Annotated in this window: 9 protein-coding genes; 8 read left to right on the forward strand and 1 reads right to left on the reverse strand. The window is 50.1% G+C overall.

Going from position 1 to position 18379, the window contains the following annotated elements; all coding sequences use genetic code 11:
- Nucleotides 1–141: 141 nt before the first annotated feature.
- The gene (locus B5G10_RS06650) at nucleotides 142–1779 is read right to left on the reverse strand and encodes a DUF6377 domain-containing protein (protein WP_206396550.1); all 1638 of its coding nucleotides are present in this window, start codon (nucleotides 1777–1779) and stop codon (nucleotides 142–144) included.
- Between the two features lie 313 nt (nucleotides 1780–2092).
- Between B5G10_RS06650 and B5G10_RS06655 the strand changes: the two genes are divergently transcribed.
- The 8 genes from B5G10_RS06655 to B5G10_RS06690 all read left to right on the forward strand — a co-directional run bounded on the left by B5G10_RS06655 (nucleotide 2093) and on the right by B5G10_RS06690 (nucleotide 18375).
- Nucleotides 2093–3457, forward strand: a complete 1365-nt coding sequence (locus tag B5G10_RS06655; protein ID WP_087423952.1) for a SusF/SusE family outer membrane protein — start codon at nucleotides 2093–2095, stop codon at nucleotides 3455–3457.
- A 76-nt stretch (nucleotides 3458–3533) separates the two neighbouring features.
- Complete coding sequence (locus B5G10_RS06660) at nucleotides 3534–6527, forward strand: TonB-dependent receptor (protein ID WP_087423953.1); 2994 nt, start codon at nucleotides 3534–3536, stop codon at nucleotides 6525–6527.
- Nucleotides 6528–6540: 13 nt separating this feature from the next.
- Entirely contained in the window at nucleotides 6541–8037 is a 1497-nt protein-coding gene (locus tag B5G10_RS06665) for a RagB/SusD family nutrient uptake outer membrane protein (protein WP_087423954.1), read from the forward strand.
- A 43-nt stretch (nucleotides 8038–8080) separates the two neighbouring features.
- Nucleotides 8081–9493, forward strand: coding sequence for a SusF/SusE family outer membrane protein (locus tag B5G10_RS06670; protein WP_158098792.1), 1413 nt, complete (start codon nucleotides 8081–8083; stop codon nucleotides 9491–9493).
- A 12-nt stretch (nucleotides 9494–9505) separates the two neighbouring features.
- A complete protein-coding gene (locus B5G10_RS12700) occupies nucleotides 9506–11281 on the forward strand; it encodes a glycoside hydrolase family 66 protein (protein WP_087423956.1) in 1776 nt (591 codons plus the stop codon).
- A 98-nt stretch (nucleotides 11282–11379) separates the two neighbouring features.
- On the forward strand, nucleotides 11380–14445 hold the full coding sequence (locus B5G10_RS06680) for a TIM-barrel domain-containing protein (RefSeq protein ID WP_087423957.1): 3066 nt from the start codon (nucleotides 11380–11382) through the stop codon (nucleotides 14443–14445).
- Between the two features lie 23 nt (nucleotides 14446–14468).
- Entirely contained in the window at nucleotides 14469–16628 is a 2160-nt protein-coding gene (locus B5G10_RS06685) for a glycoside hydrolase family 97 protein (protein WP_087423977.1), read from the forward strand.
- 583 nt (nucleotides 16629–17211) lie between these two features.
- Entirely contained in the window at nucleotides 17212–18375 is a 1164-nt protein-coding gene (locus B5G10_RS06690) for an efflux RND transporter periplasmic adaptor subunit (RefSeq protein ID WP_087423978.1), read from the forward strand.
- The last annotated feature ends 4 nt before the right edge of the window (nucleotides 18376–18379 follow it).

The following is an 18379-nucleotide window of genomic DNA, read 5'->3' on the forward strand; positions in this document are numbered from 1 at the left end:
GCAAATTTATGGCATCTCATGTGTTAAGAAAACTGTTTCTTTAACAATAAAGATTACATAAATAGCTGTTATCGTATTGTTTTTTGTGCAAAAGTAGGTCCAGATAGAGAGGTCTTGTATATAAAAAGAATATCGTGGGGGTTACAAGTGCATGACCCGCTCTTCGAAGTCGTCGCGAGAGCCGATGGCCGAGTTTCGAATCTTTACCCGATAGTTGTAGATGGTCGAAACCGAATAGCAGAGGAATCGGGCTATCTTGACACTGTCGGTTGTGCCCAGGCGCACCAGAGCATAGATGCGCAACTCGGGGGTGAGCGAGTTGGGTTTTGGGGTGATGCGAGCCTCGGGGATCAGCAATTCGTTGAATTTTTCGACGAAGTTGGGGTAGAGTTTCAGGAACGATTGGTCAAACTCGGCATAGAACATCTTGCGTTCATTGGTGATGAGATTCTGTGACTTCAGGTTTTTGTTGAGCTCTTCGATTTTACCCAGCGATGCCAGTTTGTTGAGCGAACGGCGGTAGTCGTCCATTTTGTCGATATACACGGCACAATGGTCCATGTAGCGGCTCAAGTACTCTTCCTTGACGTGGTTACTCTCGGTGAGCGAGTCGTTGACCGTTTGTAGATGTTGGTTGGTTTGGTTGAGCTTCTCTTTAATGATATTGAGTTTGTGGTTCTGGAAAAACAGGATGACAAAGGTAATGAGCAGGATGATGCAAAAGGCACAAGTGATGTAGGTGAATGTAATCGATAACTTGCGTTGTTTTTGAATTTGAGCCTGATATACCTCTTCAATGATGGTGAACACCGGCATGAATTCGAGGCTTCGTACCCGGGCGTTGCAGGCTCGGGCATCCTCTACTGAACATTTGATGTAGGAGTAGGCTCGTTCGATATCACCTTCGCGAAACAGTTGTTCGGCCAGCCGGTGCAGCGACACATATTCCCGCACGGCCGCTTTCAGGTCGCATTGCGCCGAGAGAGCATAGTAGATTTTGCTACTGTCGTTCTGCTGGGTTTGAGCAAAGACCTCGGCCATGCAGTAATAGACGATACCCCGGTCATGAGAGTTGAGCGAACCTTGATAGAGCGCTTTGCGCAAAATCTCCAACGCTTCGGCATAATCATGTCGCTCGGTCAGTTCATCTGCCTTGACCACGCTGTATGTAAACGTGTTGGAGGAATTGGTCTGTAAGATGGAGTCGCGGTAGAGATTCAGCTGTTTGTTATAGCCGTTGCGGATTTCGGGCTCCAGAGCATAGTCGGCCAACAAGCCGTAGAGTGTACGTTTCAGATGATAGTAATAGGGTAGGATGTAATCGGGCAGGGAGTTGCGTCCCACCTTCATCAGCAGTTCGTCGGCCTCTTTATACATACCGGCGTTGTAGAGGCACTCGACCATGTTGAGCCGGGCCTGAACTTGCATGTTGTGATTCTTCACATTGTCGGCAAGGGCTATCTGACGTTTTACATACACGGTTTGCGAGTCGATGCTGAATGCCCGATAGGCATCGATCAGATACCCGAGAGTCTGAAATTGTTGTTCGGCTGTCTGTCGGGCTTTAAGAGAGAGTTTGAGCTTTTGTATCTCTTTTTCTTTTTTCTGGGAGAAGCGATAGCGCTCATTGATCAGGTGGTCGAGCGAATCGAGGGTTGCCTCGACCGTGAGTGGTGACGGCGCCGAACTTGGATTGGTGGCCCCTATGGGGCTATGGCCCGATAGCAGAATCATTACTACGGTTATCAATAGAGAGGTCGGTCGATGAAAGAGAGTCATGGAATATAAATTTAGAATTGGTCGTTTACTTATGTGTGTCAGCGTAAGAAAATGAGAAAAAGGTGAAGCAAAGATAAAAAACATTTGTAAAATTCCTAATTTTGGAGTTTGTAAATGCTATTAAAATAGCTACTTTTGTGGGTGGTTTTTGAATTGTTAGTTTATTAATAATAAGATATTTAAGTTTAATAAAACCCTACTTTTTTGCTACATCGAATTGACAAGGCCAAACAACCCCTATATTTTTGTAACAAAATCAGAAACAGAGAACTATTCTCTCATGATAAATTATTAACCCATTTAATTAAATAGCATGAAAAGCAGATTACTTTTCTGGGCGCTTGCCCTGTGTTCGGCTACGGTAGCAGCCGATAATTATCCCACCTCATTATATGTAATAGGTGATGCCACTCCTGCACAGTGGAATAGTGATGATGTCGTTCGTATGGTAACGGTTGAAGAGGGTGTGTATGAATACACCGGCGATTTTACCGAAGGCCGTATGCGTTTTGTGACTACCTATGATTTTGCTCCGGGCTATGGTCCTGCCATGGCTACTACGGTTGTGGGTGATAATCTCAATGAAACTTATTTGGACTTGACGACCGGTTCGCATGAGTTGGAATTTCGAAGCGATTATACCTCTCCCGACAAATCGTTTAAGGTTACGGCTGCCGGACGGTATAAATTCAGAGTCGATCTCACGGGCGAGACTCCGGTTGTCGAGGTGAGCGATGGTACCGATCAGCCTGACCAGTGGGCCACTAACCCCGAGGCTGTTTATGCCGTGGGTTCGGCAACCAATGCCGGATGGGCTATCGAGAACTCCATCGCCTTGCGTGAGACGGCTTTCGACTCAGGCATCTACCAAGGTTCGCTCTATCTCAATACAGCCGATGAGGGTGCCGAGTTGAAATTTATGGTGATGCAGAAGTGGAACAATCGCATGTATGTGGCTACGGCAGCAAATACGCCTGTCGATGCAACCGGCGAGTATGACTTGAAATATACCACCAGCGGCGACGAGGATTGGAAATTTATAGTAGGCATCGAGGGTCTGTACGATGTGACTGTCGATACCAAGAACTTGAAAATGATCATCTCTGAACCGCAAGACTCCTATCCCGAGCAATTGTGGTTGGTAGGACCTGCTGTTGGTGGTTGGGTATTTGACAATAATAAGGTGCTGGTAAGCAATGACGAAGAGGGCGTATATTCTTGGACCGGCGATTTGGCAGAGGGAGAACTGAAATTCTTTGCCGGCGATAACTTCGGTGCCGTTGCTTATGGTGCTGAGAGCAATATGACTCCTTTGCAGGAGGGTATCTTGAATGTGATCATGTTGAGTAGTGATGTAGATAACAAATTCAATGTTCTCTCTGACCAGGTAGGTAACTATACTCTCATTCTTGACCTGAAGGCAATGACCTTGAATGTCGATAAAAACGAAGGTCCCTCGACCGGCATCGACGAGGCCAAGGTAGTCGATTGGGTACAGGAGTCTTATGGAATCGTGTGTGACGAGGCTCGTGCCATGGCTCTCTATGATATCAGTGGCCGAAAAGTTGCATCGGTCAACGACACGCTGCTGCCCTACGATGGTCTCAATGCTGGCGTTTATGTACTTGTTATTGAAACCGCCCAAGGCCGTACGACACATAAAATAGCAGTTCGATAAATTGTTTTATGGGGAGGCTGCTCGGCGTGTGTGGCAACCTCCCTTTTTTACTTTTCCCCCTAAAGAAAAATTATAGATGAAAAACAACCATTTTGGCAGGATCGTATTCTGTACAATCCTCTTATGCTTATTGCCGCTTGCCGCATGGGCTCAGAGTAAGGTCGAGGGCGTTGTTCTCGATGTAAATCAAGAGCCGCTTATCGGGGTCAATGTGTCGGAGAAGGGAGGTTCGAACCGTACCGTAACCGATATTGACGGGCACTTCAGTCTCAATCTCAACACGGCTCATCCCGTGTTGCACCTCAGTTATGTAGGCTATGTGGCACAGGATGTTCCCGTCAACGGGCAGAGTGTGATGCAAATCGTCATGCACGAAAATAACGAAATGCTCGATGAGATTGTGGTCATCGGGTATGGTATTCAAAAGAAGAGCGACTTGACAGGTGCAATTTCGCAAGTCTCATCCAAAGATTTGGCCCGCCAGCCATCGCCGAGCCTTGGTGCCGCCTTACAAGGACGAGCTCCTGGTTTACAAGTTGTCTCGAGCGGTGCTCCGGGTAGCAACGTAAGTATGAAAATCAGGGGTATAGGCTCTATCAACAACAGCGATCCCCTTCTGGTTATCGACGGTGTCCCCACCGATGTACCTTTAAATATGATCAACATGGACGATGTGGAGAGCGTTGATATTCTCAAAGATGCTTCGGCCACGGCCATTTATGGTTCGCGGGGTGCCTATGGAGTGATTATCATCACCACAAAGAAAGGTTCACAGGAGCGCAACAACCTGAATGTGAAAGTATCTTATGGCTTTGACCAGTTGCAGCGCACGCTGCCGCTGCTCAACGCCACGCAGTTTGCCTCGTTGCACAACGAGATGATGAGTGCCGCTGGTCAGCCTCAATATCCTCTTTTCAACGATCCTACCAAACTGGGCGAGGGTACCGACTGGATGGGTGAACTTTTCCAGTATGCCCCCACGCAGACCTATTCGGCCAACTATTCGGGCGGCACTCAAAAGAGCCGCTACTATGTGTCGGGTACCTACTACGACCAGCAGGGTATTATCAAGACAACCGATTATAAACGGTTTACCCTCCAGTTCAACTCCGATGTAGAGCTCTACAAATGGTTGAAGGTGGGGCATAACCTTTCGCTCAACCACGACATCAAGTCGCAGGGCGAATACAACATCCAGAACACGATGAAGGCGTTGCCCACCCAGGCTATCAAAAACGAGGATGGAACCTGGGCCGGTCCCGTGGGACTCTCCATGTATGTGGGCGATATTGCCAACCCCATAGGTAAAATGATGGAGAATACCTCGACGACCAAAGGTTACAACCTGCTGGGCAATATCTATGCCGAGATAAAACCGTGGGAGTGGCTCACTTTCAAGAGCACCTTCGGTATCCAGGCCCTCTTTTGGGATTCCAAGAGCTGGACTCCCAAATACGACTGGGAGCCTATCGAGCAACCCGAGTCGCAGGCTTCGCGCCAGTACAACAAAAGCTTTACCTGGTTGTGGGACAACCTGCTCACTTTCAACAAGACTTTCAACGAGAAGCATGCTTTGACCGCCATGATAGGTTCTTCGGCCCAGACCAATACCTACGAGTTCATGAGCGGTAGTATCCAAGGATTTATCAGCGACTCGGCCCAAGAGTTGGCCAACGGTATTCTGGAGCCCACCCTCACGGGTAACGGCAGCGATTGGGCCCTTTTGTCGTTCATGGGGCGTATCAACTACACCTACGACAATCGTTACCTTGCCACCGCTACCATGCGTGCCGATGGTAGCTCGCGCTTCAGTAGAGCCAACCGCTGGGGAGTATTCCCCTCGTTGTCGCTGGCCTGGCGAATGAGCGAGGAAGAGTGGTTCAAGAAGAGCTTTGCCTTGAGCGACTTGAAGATTCGTGCCGGATATGGTGTCACCGGTAACCAGTCGAGTGTAGGCAACTATGCCTACGCCTCGGTGCTGCAAACCGTGCAATACAACTTTAACGGCAATCAGGTGTCGGGCCTGGCGCCGTGGGTGATGCCCAATCCCAATGTTCGCTGGGAAGAGGTAGAGCAATACAACGTGGGAATCGATGCTTCGATGCTCGACAGCCGCCTCATGGTAACCCTCGATGGTTATATCAAGAACACCAACGATATGCTGGTGCCCATGTCGGTACCCATCTCTTCGGGTTACTCCGACGAGAACGTATCGCAAATCAATGCCGGTTTGATGCGTAACATGGGTATCGAGTTGGCCCTCACTTCTTTCAATTTCAGAGGAGGAGACTTCACTTGGACAACCACGGCCAACGTGTCGTACAACCACAACGAATTGATAAGTCTCAACAGCGACGTGCCCATGTATTTCGACAACAACGTGCATATGGTAGGGTATCCCGTCAGCGCCTTCTATGGCTATGTGACCGACGGTATATTCCAGACCCAGGAGGAGGTCGATAACCACGCCATACAGACGGTAGGTAGCGATCCCACCTCGAGTACGCAGCCGGGCGATATCCGTTTCAAAGACCTGAATAACGATGGTGTCATCAACGACGACGACCGCACCATCCTGGGCAGCCCCACGCCGTCGTGGACTTTTGCCATGAACAACCAGTTGTCCTACAAGGGATTCGATTTGGAAATCTTCTTCCAGGGAGTAGCCGGCAACAAAATCTATAATGGCAACCGGGCCTCGCTCGAAGCCATGAGTGTAGCTCAAAACCAAATGATTACCGTGCTCGATCGCTGGCGTGGCCCCGGTACGAGCAATACCATGCCTCGTGCCGTCTTTGGCGACCCCAACAAGAACAACCGGGTATCCGACCGTTTCCTCGAGGATGGCAGTTACCTGCGTTTGAAGAATATCTCGCTGGGCTATACGCTCCCCAGTCGCTTGACCAAGAAGGCCGCCATGCAACAGGTACGCCTGTCGGTATCGGCACAGAACCTCTTTACCCTTACTCGTTACACGGGACTCGATCCCGAGGTGAGCGGTTCGGGCAACGACAACAATGTATATCCTGTGACTCGCAATTTCACTTTCGGGTTGAACATAACCTTTTAATCCATAACCACCGATGAAACGAACAACTTATATCATATCGATTTTAGGCGCTCTCGCCATGCTGCTGAGCGCTTGTAGTGATTTTCTGGATCGCGAGCCGTGGGACTCGGTCGATACGTCGGAGGGTTTCCAAACCGCCGAGGATGCCGTGGCGGCTGTCAACGCGGCCTACCAGCCCCTGCAATGGGCCAAGCTCTATAATATGCGCATTTGGACACTCGACATCATGGCCGGCAACAGTGTAGTAGGTGCCGGTGGTGGAACCGACGGTATCGAGACGGTCGATCTTGCCAACTTCATTGCTACGGCCGACAACTTTGCCGCTCTCGACCTGTGGCGTGGCCCTTCGCCCGGTATTCTGCGGTGCAATTTTGTGTTGCAGAATGTCCCCGGCATGGATATAGACCAGAATCTCAAGAATCGCTGTCTGGGCGAGGCCTATTTCCTGAGAGCTCATTATTACTTTATTTTGGTGCGCCTTTTTGGCGGAGTGCCCTATATAGTCACCCCGCAAACCTCCGAGAGCAATCTGCTGGTAGAGCGGGCACCGGTAAGCAAGATTTACGAGCTCATTACGTCGGATCTTCAAAATGCCATCTCTCTGCTCCCCAAAAAATCGGAGTACTCGACTACCGATTTGGGGCGGGCTACCCGCGAGGCTGCCATGGCCGAACTCATCAGAGTCTATATGACCTATGAGCCCAGTAACGACAAGTATGAAGAGGTAGTGCGCATGTGCGACGAGATTGGCTCGATGGGCTACGAGTTGGCCAGCGACTATTCCGACAACTTCAACCCCGACAAGAAGAACGGTGTGGAGTCTATTTTCGAGGTACAGTATTATGGCAAGACCAACTACGATTTCTGGAGCAACGAGAATCAGTGCTCGTGGACCAGCACGTTCATGGGACCCCGCAACTCCGACATGGCCGCCGGCTGCTATGGTTGGAACCAGCCCACCTCCGAGTTTGTGAGTCAGTATGAAGAGGGCGACCTGCGCAAAGACAAGACCATCTTCTACATGGGATGCCCCACCTTCGACGGCAAACAATACAGCTCGTCCTATTCTACTACGGGTTACAATGTACGCAAGTTCTTGCTCACCAAGGCACAGTCGCCCGACTATAACACGAGCGATGCCGACTGGGTGGTTACCCGATATGCCGATATCCTCTTGCTCAAGGCCGAGGCTCTGAACGAACTGGGCCGCACTGTGCAGGCCGAAGATCCGCTCTATGAAGTGCGCAAACGTGCCGGCCTTACCGATCGAAGCACCATCGAGGGCCTCACTCAGGCGCAGATGCGCGAAAAGATTATTCACGAACGTCGCATTGAACTCGCCTTCGAAGGACAACGCTGGTTCGACATGATTCGGTACAAGGACAATTACGCTCTTAATTTCCTCCATTCGATAGGTAAGACCTCGGCCAGCACCAAACATTTGCTGCTCCCGATTCCTCAGCAGGAGATTGAGGCCAATCCGAAGTTAACGCAAAATCCGGGTTACTAATCAAAGAGTCTGAAAAACAATGAAAGCAAAAACAATAATAGGTATGATGTTACTCGCCACAGTCGGTATGACCGGGTGCGAGGAAGAGATAGTACTCGACAAGGGACAGACCCCCCTTGTGGTAAATCTCTCGGCCGACTCGGTGCGGTGCGATCAGCGCGCCGATGCCCAGGAGGCTCTGCAAATTACCTGGACCAGTGGAACCAACCAAGGAACAGGTGCTGCTATATCGTATTTCTTTGAAATGGATGTGAAGGGAAACAATTTTGAGAACGGTATTAAATACAATATCGGTAAGACCGATTCGCGGGTGATCTCCTTTACCAACAAGGAACTCACCGATACCTTGCTCCATTATTTCCCCACGATTCCCCTCGAGCAATACACCGATTTTGAGATGCGGGTGACGGCGACCGTCTCGGACCCTTCTGTCCCCACACAAGTATCACCGGTAAAAGAGATAAGAATCGCTCCCTATAAATGGCGGGTACTCAATCTCTATATTATCGGCGACGCTACTCCCAACGGGTGGGACAATCAGTTGGCTACGATTATGTCGAGCGACTACGACAATATTGCTCATTTCACCTGGCAAGGTATGCTGAAGAAGGGCGAAATCAAGTTCAACGCACAGTTGGGCGACTGGTATCCCTGTTATGTGCGCGACAACGACGATCCCACCAAGATGCACTTCCGTGAAAAGGAGGAGGATTATCCCGATAACAAATGGGTAATCGAGGAGGCCGGGAACTATTTGATCGATGTGAATCTCGACCTGTTGACCGTGAGCTTTACCAACCTCGATGGCGAGGTACCCTTCACGACTCTCTATCTGGTAGGCGAGGCTGCCCCCACGGCCATCAAGCTCGAGCAGTCGAGCGACGACTCCTTCATTTTTACCTATAACGGAGCCCTGTCGGCTGGCAATATGCTCATTTCGAGTACGACAGCTACTACGGGATGCGCTGGTTATCAGCCTCTCGATAACAATGGACTGGGTACTACCAGCATTGTTCTGATCGACGATATAGGTGCAGCCAGCAAGCAGTGGAATATACCGGCAGCCAACAAGTATAGTGTTAAACTCGACTTGCGAAACAACCGCCTGGAGATAGGTAACTATGTAGGATATGAACATATTTGGATCATGGGCGATGCTGCCCCCGGTGGTTGGTCGTGGGACAACATCACCGAGATGCAGCGCGACTCGTCCAACCCCAATGTATTTACCTACGAGGGCTATTTGTCGGAAGGCGAGCTGAAGTTCCCGCTCGAGATCGACCACAGTTTTGGCGGCGATTTCATTTTGGCACCGCAAGCCAACTGTCCCATCTCGGAGAACGGATCCTACGTAATCGGCAACCAACCCGACAACAAGTGGATTATCAGTGAAGCCGGGAATTACCGCATCACCATCGATGTAGAAAACGAAACCATCTCATTTGTAAAATTATAAAGTTGATAAGATATGATTAAGAAGCTATTTTTGGCCAGCCTCTCCGTATCGGTTCTTCTGTCAATTTCGGCTTGCAACCATTTTGACGTAGAGAACAATCCCATCACCTATGGCGATGGTTACATGGAGGTGCAACTCAATACCGACAAGGCTTGCTATGCCCCTGGCGATGTGGTGAATTTTACCCTCAACAAGCCTATACAAGGAGCCTCGAATGTGATGGTGCGCTACCGTCACCTGGGCACTACTATCGAAGAGGCTCCTCTGGGGAGCTGCAACTGGAGCTGGCAGCCGCCGGCCACCGACTATCAGGGCTATCTGGTCGATCTCTACAGCAAGGACGCCAACGGTGAGGAGACCGTCTATGGCACCATTGCCGTCGATGTATCTTCGTCGCCCGAGCGTTTCCCGCGCAACGGCTTCCTCTCGGCCTATGGCAACATGACCGATCAGGATATATCCGATGTAATGTCCAATCTGAACCGTCATCACATCAACTATGTACAGTTCCAGGACTGGCACTACAAGCACCACAAACCTTTGGCCGGCACACCGTCGGCCCCCATGGATGTGTGGACCGATATCATCAATCGCGATTGTTACAAAAAGACAGTCGATAGCTATATTGAAAAATCGCACCAGTATGGCATGAAAACCCTCTTCTACAACCTGGCCTACGGAGCCCTCTCCGATGCTGCCGAAGATGGCGTGCAGGAAGAGTGGTATCTCTTCAAGGATGCCAACCATGTGCTTAAAGATTGTCACGAGTTGGGCTCACCCTTCAAGAGCAGTATCTATATTGTCAACTCGGGCAATGAGGCCTGGATCGACTATATCTCCCAGCAGAACAGCGATGTCTATGCCGTATTCGATTTCGACGGCTACCAGATAGACCAGCTGGGCGATCGGGGCGAAACCTACGATTATTATGGGAACCGCGTTTATCTCGATCAGACCTTCAAACATTTTATCGAGAGCATGAAAGAGGCCAACCCCGACAAGTCACTTGTGATGAATGCGGTAGGACAATATGGCCAGGAGTATCAGATTTCGAAGGCCCCGGTCGATTTCCTCTACACCGAGGTGTGGGATCACAACGACGACCGCGGCTATACCATCTTCTCGGATATCATCACCAACAATGACAAGTGGTCCAATGGCAAAAAGACGGTCTTGGCTGCCTATATGAACTATGAGCACGGACGCCAGGGGCGCAGTTATTTCAATACGCCCGGTATCCTCATGGGTAGTGCTGCCGCTTTTGCCTGGGGAGGTTCCATCCTGCAACTGGGCGAACATCTGCTCTGCAACGAGTATTTCCCCAACAACAACCTCTCCATGCGGGGTGAGTTGAAGATTGCGCTCATCCACTACTACGACTTCCTCACCGCCTACCAAAACTTGTTGCGCGACGGTGGCGAATGGTATGGTATCGATGTAACCTCGACTACCGGTGAGGTTGTGTTCAATCAGTGGGGGCCTGTGAGAGGACAGGTGGCTACGGTGGGCAAACGCTTCGACAATCGTGACGTGATACACCTGCTGAGTTATCGCAATGCCACTCACCTCGACTGGTGCGATACCAACGCCGACCAGGGTGAGCCCGATTTGCTCGAGTCTCTCTCAATAAGCTTTGCCGTGAAACAAAATCCCAAAGCCGTGTGGGTGGCTTCGCCCGATGTAAAAGACGGTGTAGCCATACCGCTCGAGTATGAGTATGCCGGTGGAAAGATAACCACGACACTCCCGGCTCTCAAGTACTGGGATATGATTGTAGTGGAATATTGAAAGGTCGAGAGTGGGCTGGGAGGGGTATCCACCTCTGCCCGGCCGACTCTTCCGCAATGAAAAGACTATAGATTGCTTATTTTGAAATATTGTTTTTTATGAAGTACAAATTGCTGCTCGCGTTGATGCTGTGTGCCTCCATTGGCGTGCATGCTCAAGAAGAATTTTTGAGTGGCGATCGAATGGCGGTTTTCTATCCGGCCGACTTTGATTCGACACAAACATTGGCCTCGTTTGCCATACAGAAAGAGTTGACCCGGCAGGGCGATCTGCCCGACGACTGGGCCATACGTCCGGTATTCAAAACCGACGATAATGGGAAGACCCTGGTAGAGATTGCCTACAGCGACGATGTCGATCTGTATGGAACGGGTCTTGTGAACGGAGACTTACGTCGTAACGGCTATGATATCCCCCTGTGGAACAACGATAACTATGGCTATTATAAAGAAGGTCTCTATCAGTCACACCCCTGGATCATGGGTGTACGTCCCGATGGCAAGACCTTCGGTATCATTGCCGATAACAGTTGGCGCTCGGAAATTAACTTGACAAACCCGATGAAAATCACCAGCGAAGGCCCCTCATTCCGGGTTATCGTTATCGAACGGAATTCTCCGGCCGAGATGATGCAGGCTTTGGGCGAGCTGACGGGAACCATCAATCTGCCTCCGTTGTGGGCTATCGGTTACCATCAGTCGCGCTACAACCCTTCGTACAAACCGGCCGATGTCCTGTGGATTACCAGCGAGATGCGTCGTCGTCATCATCCGTGCGACGTAATCTGGTTCGACATTGACTATATGGATGGGAAACGTATCTTCACATACGACGATTCCGATTACTTCTCGGCTACCGGAGTCCCCAATCCAATAGCCATGAACGACTCGCTTCACAGTAGAAATTTCAAGGCCGGTTACATTACCGACCCGGGAGTGAAGATCGAGGACAGCTATTTCGTTTATCAGCAAGGTCAGGAGGGTGATCACTGGGTGAAAACCGAAGACAAGGTAACCGATTACGAGGGTGAAGTATGGCCGGGCATGTGCAAGTTCCCCGACTTCACGCGGCCCGAGACCCGCGAATGGTGGGCCGGCCTCTATGGCGAGTTCTACAAGGAAAACAATATGGACGGTGCTTGGAACGACATGAATGAACCGGGTGTGTTCAATACTCCCGAGTGGACCATGCTCACGACCAATTGGCATCGGGGTGGTGGCGATTTGGCTGCCGGGCCTCACATGCGTTACCACAATCTGTATGGGTCGTTGATGACAAAAGCCTCTTACGAGGGACTCACGCAGAGTCGTCCCGACAAGCGCCCCTTCCTCCTCTCTCGAGCCAACCATCTGGGAGCCCAACGCTATTGCGCTACATGGACAGGTGACAACCTCGACACCTGGAAACATTTGAAATTGACGATTCCCGTATTGCTCAACCTCGGACTCTCGGGACAACCCTTTGGCGGGCCCGACGTAGGTGGATACGGCCGTATCGGTAATGCCGACCTGATGGGCCACTGGTTTGCTCTGGCTCCCTATTATCCCTTCTCGCGCAATCACACGTCGGAACACGCACAAGAGCCCTGGGCTTTTGGCGCGAAGATAGAGAAGGTTGCTCGTAACGCGGTTAACCGTCGTTATCATCTGTTGCCCTATTTCTACACCTTGTTCCGCGAATCGTCACAAACAGGCATGCCTGTCATGCGTTCTTTGTTTTTTGCCGACGTGACCGACGAAAGCTTACGCACAGAGCAACAAGCCTTCCTGTTGGGCAGTGATCTGCTCGTTATTCCGCGTTGGGCAGTCAATCCCACTTTGCCCGGTGGCGACTGGGACGAGTTGAAACTGGAGGCCGAAGACGATGGTTATCAAGCTGTCGTAGCGCTTCGCTCGGGAGCCATTCTTCCTTATCTGGGTCACGATATTCAGAGCACGGCCGAATATACTTGCGACTCCATTACCCTGTATGTAAATCCGCTTGATAACGGTCAGGCTGAAGGCTCTCTCTATGACGACGAAGGTGAAGGCTTTGAATATCGGAACGGCGACTACGCATTGTTGCAATTCGCTTGTACGGAGTATAATGCCGATTCACTGTCGGTAAGCATTACGCAAACCGAGGGTAACTTTGAACGTCCGGCCCGCTATTTCCGGGTAGCCGTTGTCGGTGGCGAGCAGACTCAATACTCCGACTGGACAAGCGGCAATACGATTCGGGTACCGAAAGTAGCCGATGTTTCCGAGTCGCTCGATTTGAGCAAGATCGGTACCTACTTTATTGCCGGTACCTTTACCAACTGGTTCAATGGCGACGAAGACAAGCGGCTCATGCTCAAAGATCCCTCGGAAGACGGAACACTCACGAGCGACCGCCTCTATTTCGAGGCCGGTACCTATGAAATGAAGTTTGCCAATACCGACAACTGGAGCGATACCGATTGGGGTGCACCCGACGGGAACAACGGCCTGACGGGTACTGCCGTGAAGGGCCCTGACGTGAATTGCAAGAATATCAAGTTTACCATTGAGACGAGTGGAAACTATTACATTACATTTAATCCCCACACCCTGCAATATGCAGTTGTTCGCACATACGATTCTGTGCAAAAGGAGATTTACGTAGCTGGTACTTACAACAATTGGACTCTGGGTGCCGGTTATATGGAACTGGTGGCCGATAACCAATGGGAAGTAACCGAAGTGAATATCCCGGCCGGAGAGTGGGAATTGAAATTTGCCAATACCAATAACTGGAGCGATATGGACTGGGGTGGAGTCGAAGGCTTGAGTGGTACGGCCGTCGAAACCACAGGCGGTAAGCCCAATCTCAAATTTACCATTGAGACTGCCGGCAATTATACGATACGGTTCAACGACCAGACCTTGGTTTATAGCATAAGCAAGGGGAGCACGGGTGTGCAGGCGCCGGTTGCTGAACAGAGTTATATTTACCCTAACCCGACCAAAGATTTAATCAATGTGCACCTGGCTGCGAACGAAGGAGAAATAGAGATATTTTCCATCAACGGACAGTGTATGATGCAACAAAGATTGACCGGTAAGGTTTCGACTTTGGATATTGCTCAGTTGGCCAAAGGAACTTATCTGGTAAAAATCTCCGAGCAAGGACAAACGACAGTCTATAAACTGTTGAAAGACTAACAAATAAAATGTATAGATATATCATGAATCGAAAAGCTTTGAAAATATGTGTGACGGCGGTACTCTGTTGCACGGCCGTTTCGGCGCAGACCCTGCTGTCGCCGAACAAGCAATTGCAGATGGATTTCTCGATAGAGGAGGGCCGCCCTACTTATACCCTGCAATATAAAGGTAAAACAGTAATTGCACCCAGTCACCTGGGTCTCGAACTCAAGGGCGAAGCTCAACGTCGCGATTTCAATGACTTCGAAGCCAAAAATGAAAAAACGCCTTATTCGTTGATGAATGGTTTTGAAGTAGCCGATACGGCCTACACCACCTTCGATGAAACCTGGACTCCCGTATGGGGCGAAGAGGCTTCGATACGCAATCACTACAACGAGTTGGCCGTGACCGTGCGTCAGCAGAATACCGAGCGGGAGATGATCTTGCGATTCCGCCTGTTTGACGATGGCCTGGGTTTCCGCTACGAGTTCCCGCAACAGAAGAATCTCAACTATTTCGTCATTAAGGAAGAGTGCACCCAGTTTGCCATGACCGGTGACCATACAGCCTACTGGATTCCGGGCGACTATGACACGCAGGAGTATGATTACACCGTGTCGCGTCTTTCCGAAATCAGAAGTCTGCAGGCCGATGCCGTTACCGAGAACCTTTCGCAAACCAGTTTCTCGCCTACGGGCGTGCAGACTGCTCTTATGCTCAAGACCGATGATGGACTTTACATCAACCTGCACGAGGCTGCCCTCATCAACTATGCCTGCATGCACCTCAATCTCGACGACGAGCACATGATTTTTACCTCGTGGCTTACCCCCGACTCGCAAGGCGACAAAGGTTATATGCAAACTCCTTGTCACTCGCCGTGGCGTACGATTATCGTGAGCGACGATGCCCGCGACATATTGGCTTCGCGCATTACCTTGAACCTGAACGATCCTTGCAAAATCGAGGATACCTCGTGGATTAAACCCTGCAAGTATGTAGGTGTGTGGTGGGAGATGATTACCGGCATGGGCGACTGGTCCTATACCTGGGACTTCCCCTCGGTACAACTGGGTGTGACCGACTATACCAAGGCCAAGCCTCATGGACGTCACTCGGCCAATACCCAGAATGTGAAGCGTTATATCGACTTTGCCGCCAAAAACGGTTTCGATGCCGTGCTGGTCGAGGGGTGGAATATCGGTTGGGAAGACTGGTTTGGCAACTCCAAAGACTATGTGTTTGATTTCGTAACTCCTTATCCCGACTTTAATCTGGAAGAGATACGCGACTATGCCAAAAGCAAAGGGGTAAAGATGATCATGCACCACGAAACCTCGGCTTCGATACGCAACTATGAGCGTCATCTCGACCAAGCCTACCAGTTTATGGTCGATAACGGTTATCCTGCCGTAAAGAGCGGTTATGTGGGCAACATCATTCCGCGGGGTGAGAACCATTACAGCCAGTGGATTGTCAATCACTACCAATATGCCGTCGAAAAGGCCGCCCAGTATAAGATCATGGTCAATGCCCATGAGGCCGTGCGTCCTACAGGTATATGCCGCACCTATCCCAACCTCATTGGCAACGAGTCGGCACGAGGTACCGAGTATCAGGCTTTTGGTGGCAGCAAGCCCTATCATGTAGCCATTCTGCCCTTTACCCGTCTCATCGGTGGCCCTATGGACTATACGCCCGGCATCTTCGAGATGGATATCGAGAAGTATAACCCCAACAACCACTCCCATGCCAATACCACTATCGCTAACCAGTTGGCGTTGTATGTAACCATGTACAGTCCCTTGCAGATGGCGGCCGACCTGCCCCAGACCTACGAGCGCTTTGCCGATGCCTTCCAGTTTATCAAGGATGTAGCCATGGAGTGGGAGAAGAGCGTCTATCTCGAAGCCGAGCCTGCCGAGTATATCACGATAGCCCGCAAAGCGAAAAAAACGGGCGAGTGGTTTGTTGGAAGTGTGGGTGGATATAATGCCCGTGTATCTGAAATCAGCTTCAATTTCCTCGATAAGGGAAAGAAATACGAAGCAACGATTTACAGCGACACGAAAGATACCCACTATCTGACTAATTCTCAAGCGTATGAAATTAGAAAAATAAAGGTGACTTCGAAATCGAAATTGAAGCAATATGTCGCTCCCGGCGGCGGATATGCCATTTCGATTAAAGAAATTTAGACGATATTCTCGTCGGTTTGACGGGCGGCCGTTTCCTTTTTCTCGATACTCGTTTTACCCTTTGGGTAGTTTGTCCTACGACAGCGTAGCCTATAACGGGGTAGGGGGGTAGAGGGGGGGACGGCCGCCCTCGTTTTTGAATATAGCCCTTGAACGGCTTACCGAAATAGACGAACTATTTGTCGAAAACTCCACAAATGCGACTCGATTTTGTGCATAACAGACCAATTTTGGTTCAAAAAGTATTCGAATCGGTGAAATAGAACTAAATATCAGAGATACAGAACTAACTTGTAAAAGTCGAAGAATCTATCTTTGTACCCAAAATAGGTAAAAATGGATTGTATAGTGAAATATGTGAATTTTATTTTATTTTATTTTTTCATTATTTCCAGCTATTATACAGACTTTATCCCTAAATTTGTAGCATTTGAAAAATGTGCCGAAATCCCCTGTTTATTGGGAGTATAAGCGATTTTTTGAACGAAGGATGGAGGTATGGCAAATAATTAATTAATATATATTAACACTTGGTTTTGAGTTAGGATACCAACGTAGAAATAATATTTTGTTACTTATGAATATGAAACTGACCAAAAATTTGATTCAACCCATCGCCGCTGCGATGCTTTGTGTTTTTTTGTTTTCCTGTGGAGGGAAGAATGCTCAAACGGGCGGAATGGCTCGTGAGTATGCCGTAATGACTGTGAAGCCCGATTCCATGGAATGGTATAGCAATTATCCTGCTGCCATCAAAGGTAAACGGGATATCGAGATACGGCCCAATGTGAGCGGCTTTATCACCGAGCTGCGTGTCGATGAGGGCTCGGTCGTTCGTCGTGGCCAGGTTCTTTTTGTAATCGATACGGTGCCCTATAAGGCTGCTTTGAAGGTGGCCGAGACCAATGTCGAGGTGGCTCGTGCCAATGCCGAGACTGCTCGTCTTACCGCCGAGAACAAACGCGAGTTGCAACGTCGCGACATCATCAGCGAGTATGATCTGCAAATGGCCGAGAACTCTTATGCTTCGGCCAAAGCACAGCTGGCCCAGGCCGAGGCTCAGCTGGTCAATGCCCGCAATAACGACTCCTACACGCGGGTTACCAGTCCGCTCGACGGTGTGGTAGGCGAGATACCTTTCCGGGTAGGTAGCCTGGTATCGCCCTCGTCGGCTACGCCGCTCACCACGGTTTCCGACAACTCCGAGATGTATGTCTATTTCTCGATGACCGAGCGCCAGATTCTCGAGTTGGCTGCTCAATACGGTGCCGACAATTTCTTGTCGAAACTCCCGGCCGTATCGCTCAAACTCTCTGATGGTAGCATCTATCCCTTGAAAGGCGAGATCGAGACCGTCAGCGGTATCATCGACACGCAAACCGGTTCGTCGAATATGCGTGCCACCTTTGCCAACCCGCACAAACTGTTGCGTAGCGGCGGGTCGGGTGTGATTATGATCCCGATGAAGAGCGACCACGCTTTGTTGATTCCGCAAAAAGCTACCTATGAGATTCAGGATAAGAAATTTGTTTACGTCCTCAACGACGACTCTACGGTAAAATCGACCGAGATCACCATCTCGTCGATCGATAACGGCAAAGACTATATGGTACTCTCGGGCCTCAAGGCCGGCGACCGTATTGTGGTCGAGGGTGTCAATACGTTGAAAGACGGCATGACCATTCAGGTAGCCGGGGCCCAGGCTCAAGGCCAGGAACAGGCTCAGGCTCAAGCACAAAACAAATAATAAC

This window comes from Barnesiella sp. An55 (assembly GCF_002161555.1).
In the GTDB taxonomy this organism is placed as follows: domain Bacteria; phylum Bacteroidota; class Bacteroidia; order Bacteroidales; family Barnesiellaceae; genus Barnesiella; species Barnesiella merdipullorum.

Bases quoted from the DNA above. Each gene is read 5' to 3' on its own strand.
- B5G10_RS06650 (WP_206396550.1), bottom strand. From the start codon at position 1,779: ATGACTCTCTTTCATCGACCGACCTCTCTATTGATAACCGTAGTAATG.
- B5G10_RS06655 (WP_087423952.1), top strand. From the start codon at position 2,093: ATGAAAAGCAGATTACTTTTCTGGGCGCTTGCCCTGTGTTCGGCTACG.
- B5G10_RS06660 (WP_087423953.1), top strand. From the start codon at position 3,534: ATGAAAAACAACCATTTTGGCAGGATCGTATTCTGTACAATCCTCTTA.
- B5G10_RS06665 (WP_087423954.1), top strand. From the start codon at position 6,541: ATGAAACGAACAACTTATATCATATCGATTTTAGGCGCTCTCGCCATG.
- B5G10_RS06670 (WP_158098792.1), top strand. From the start codon at position 8,081: ATGATGTTACTCGCCACAGTCGGTATGACCGGGTGCGAGGAAGAGATA.
- B5G10_RS12700 (WP_087423956.1), top strand. From the start codon at position 9,506: ATGATTAAGAAGCTATTTTTGGCCAGCCTCTCCGTATCGGTTCTTCTG.
- B5G10_RS06680 (WP_087423957.1), top strand. From the start codon at position 11,380: ATGAAGTACAAATTGCTGCTCGCGTTGATGCTGTGTGCCTCCATTGGC.
- B5G10_RS06685 (WP_087423977.1), top strand. From the start codon at position 14,469: ATGAATCGAAAAGCTTTGAAAATATGTGTGACGGCGGTACTCTGTTGC.
- B5G10_RS06690 (WP_087423978.1), top strand. From the start codon at position 17,212: ATGAAACTGACCAAAAATTTGATTCAACCCATCGCCGCTGCGATGCTT.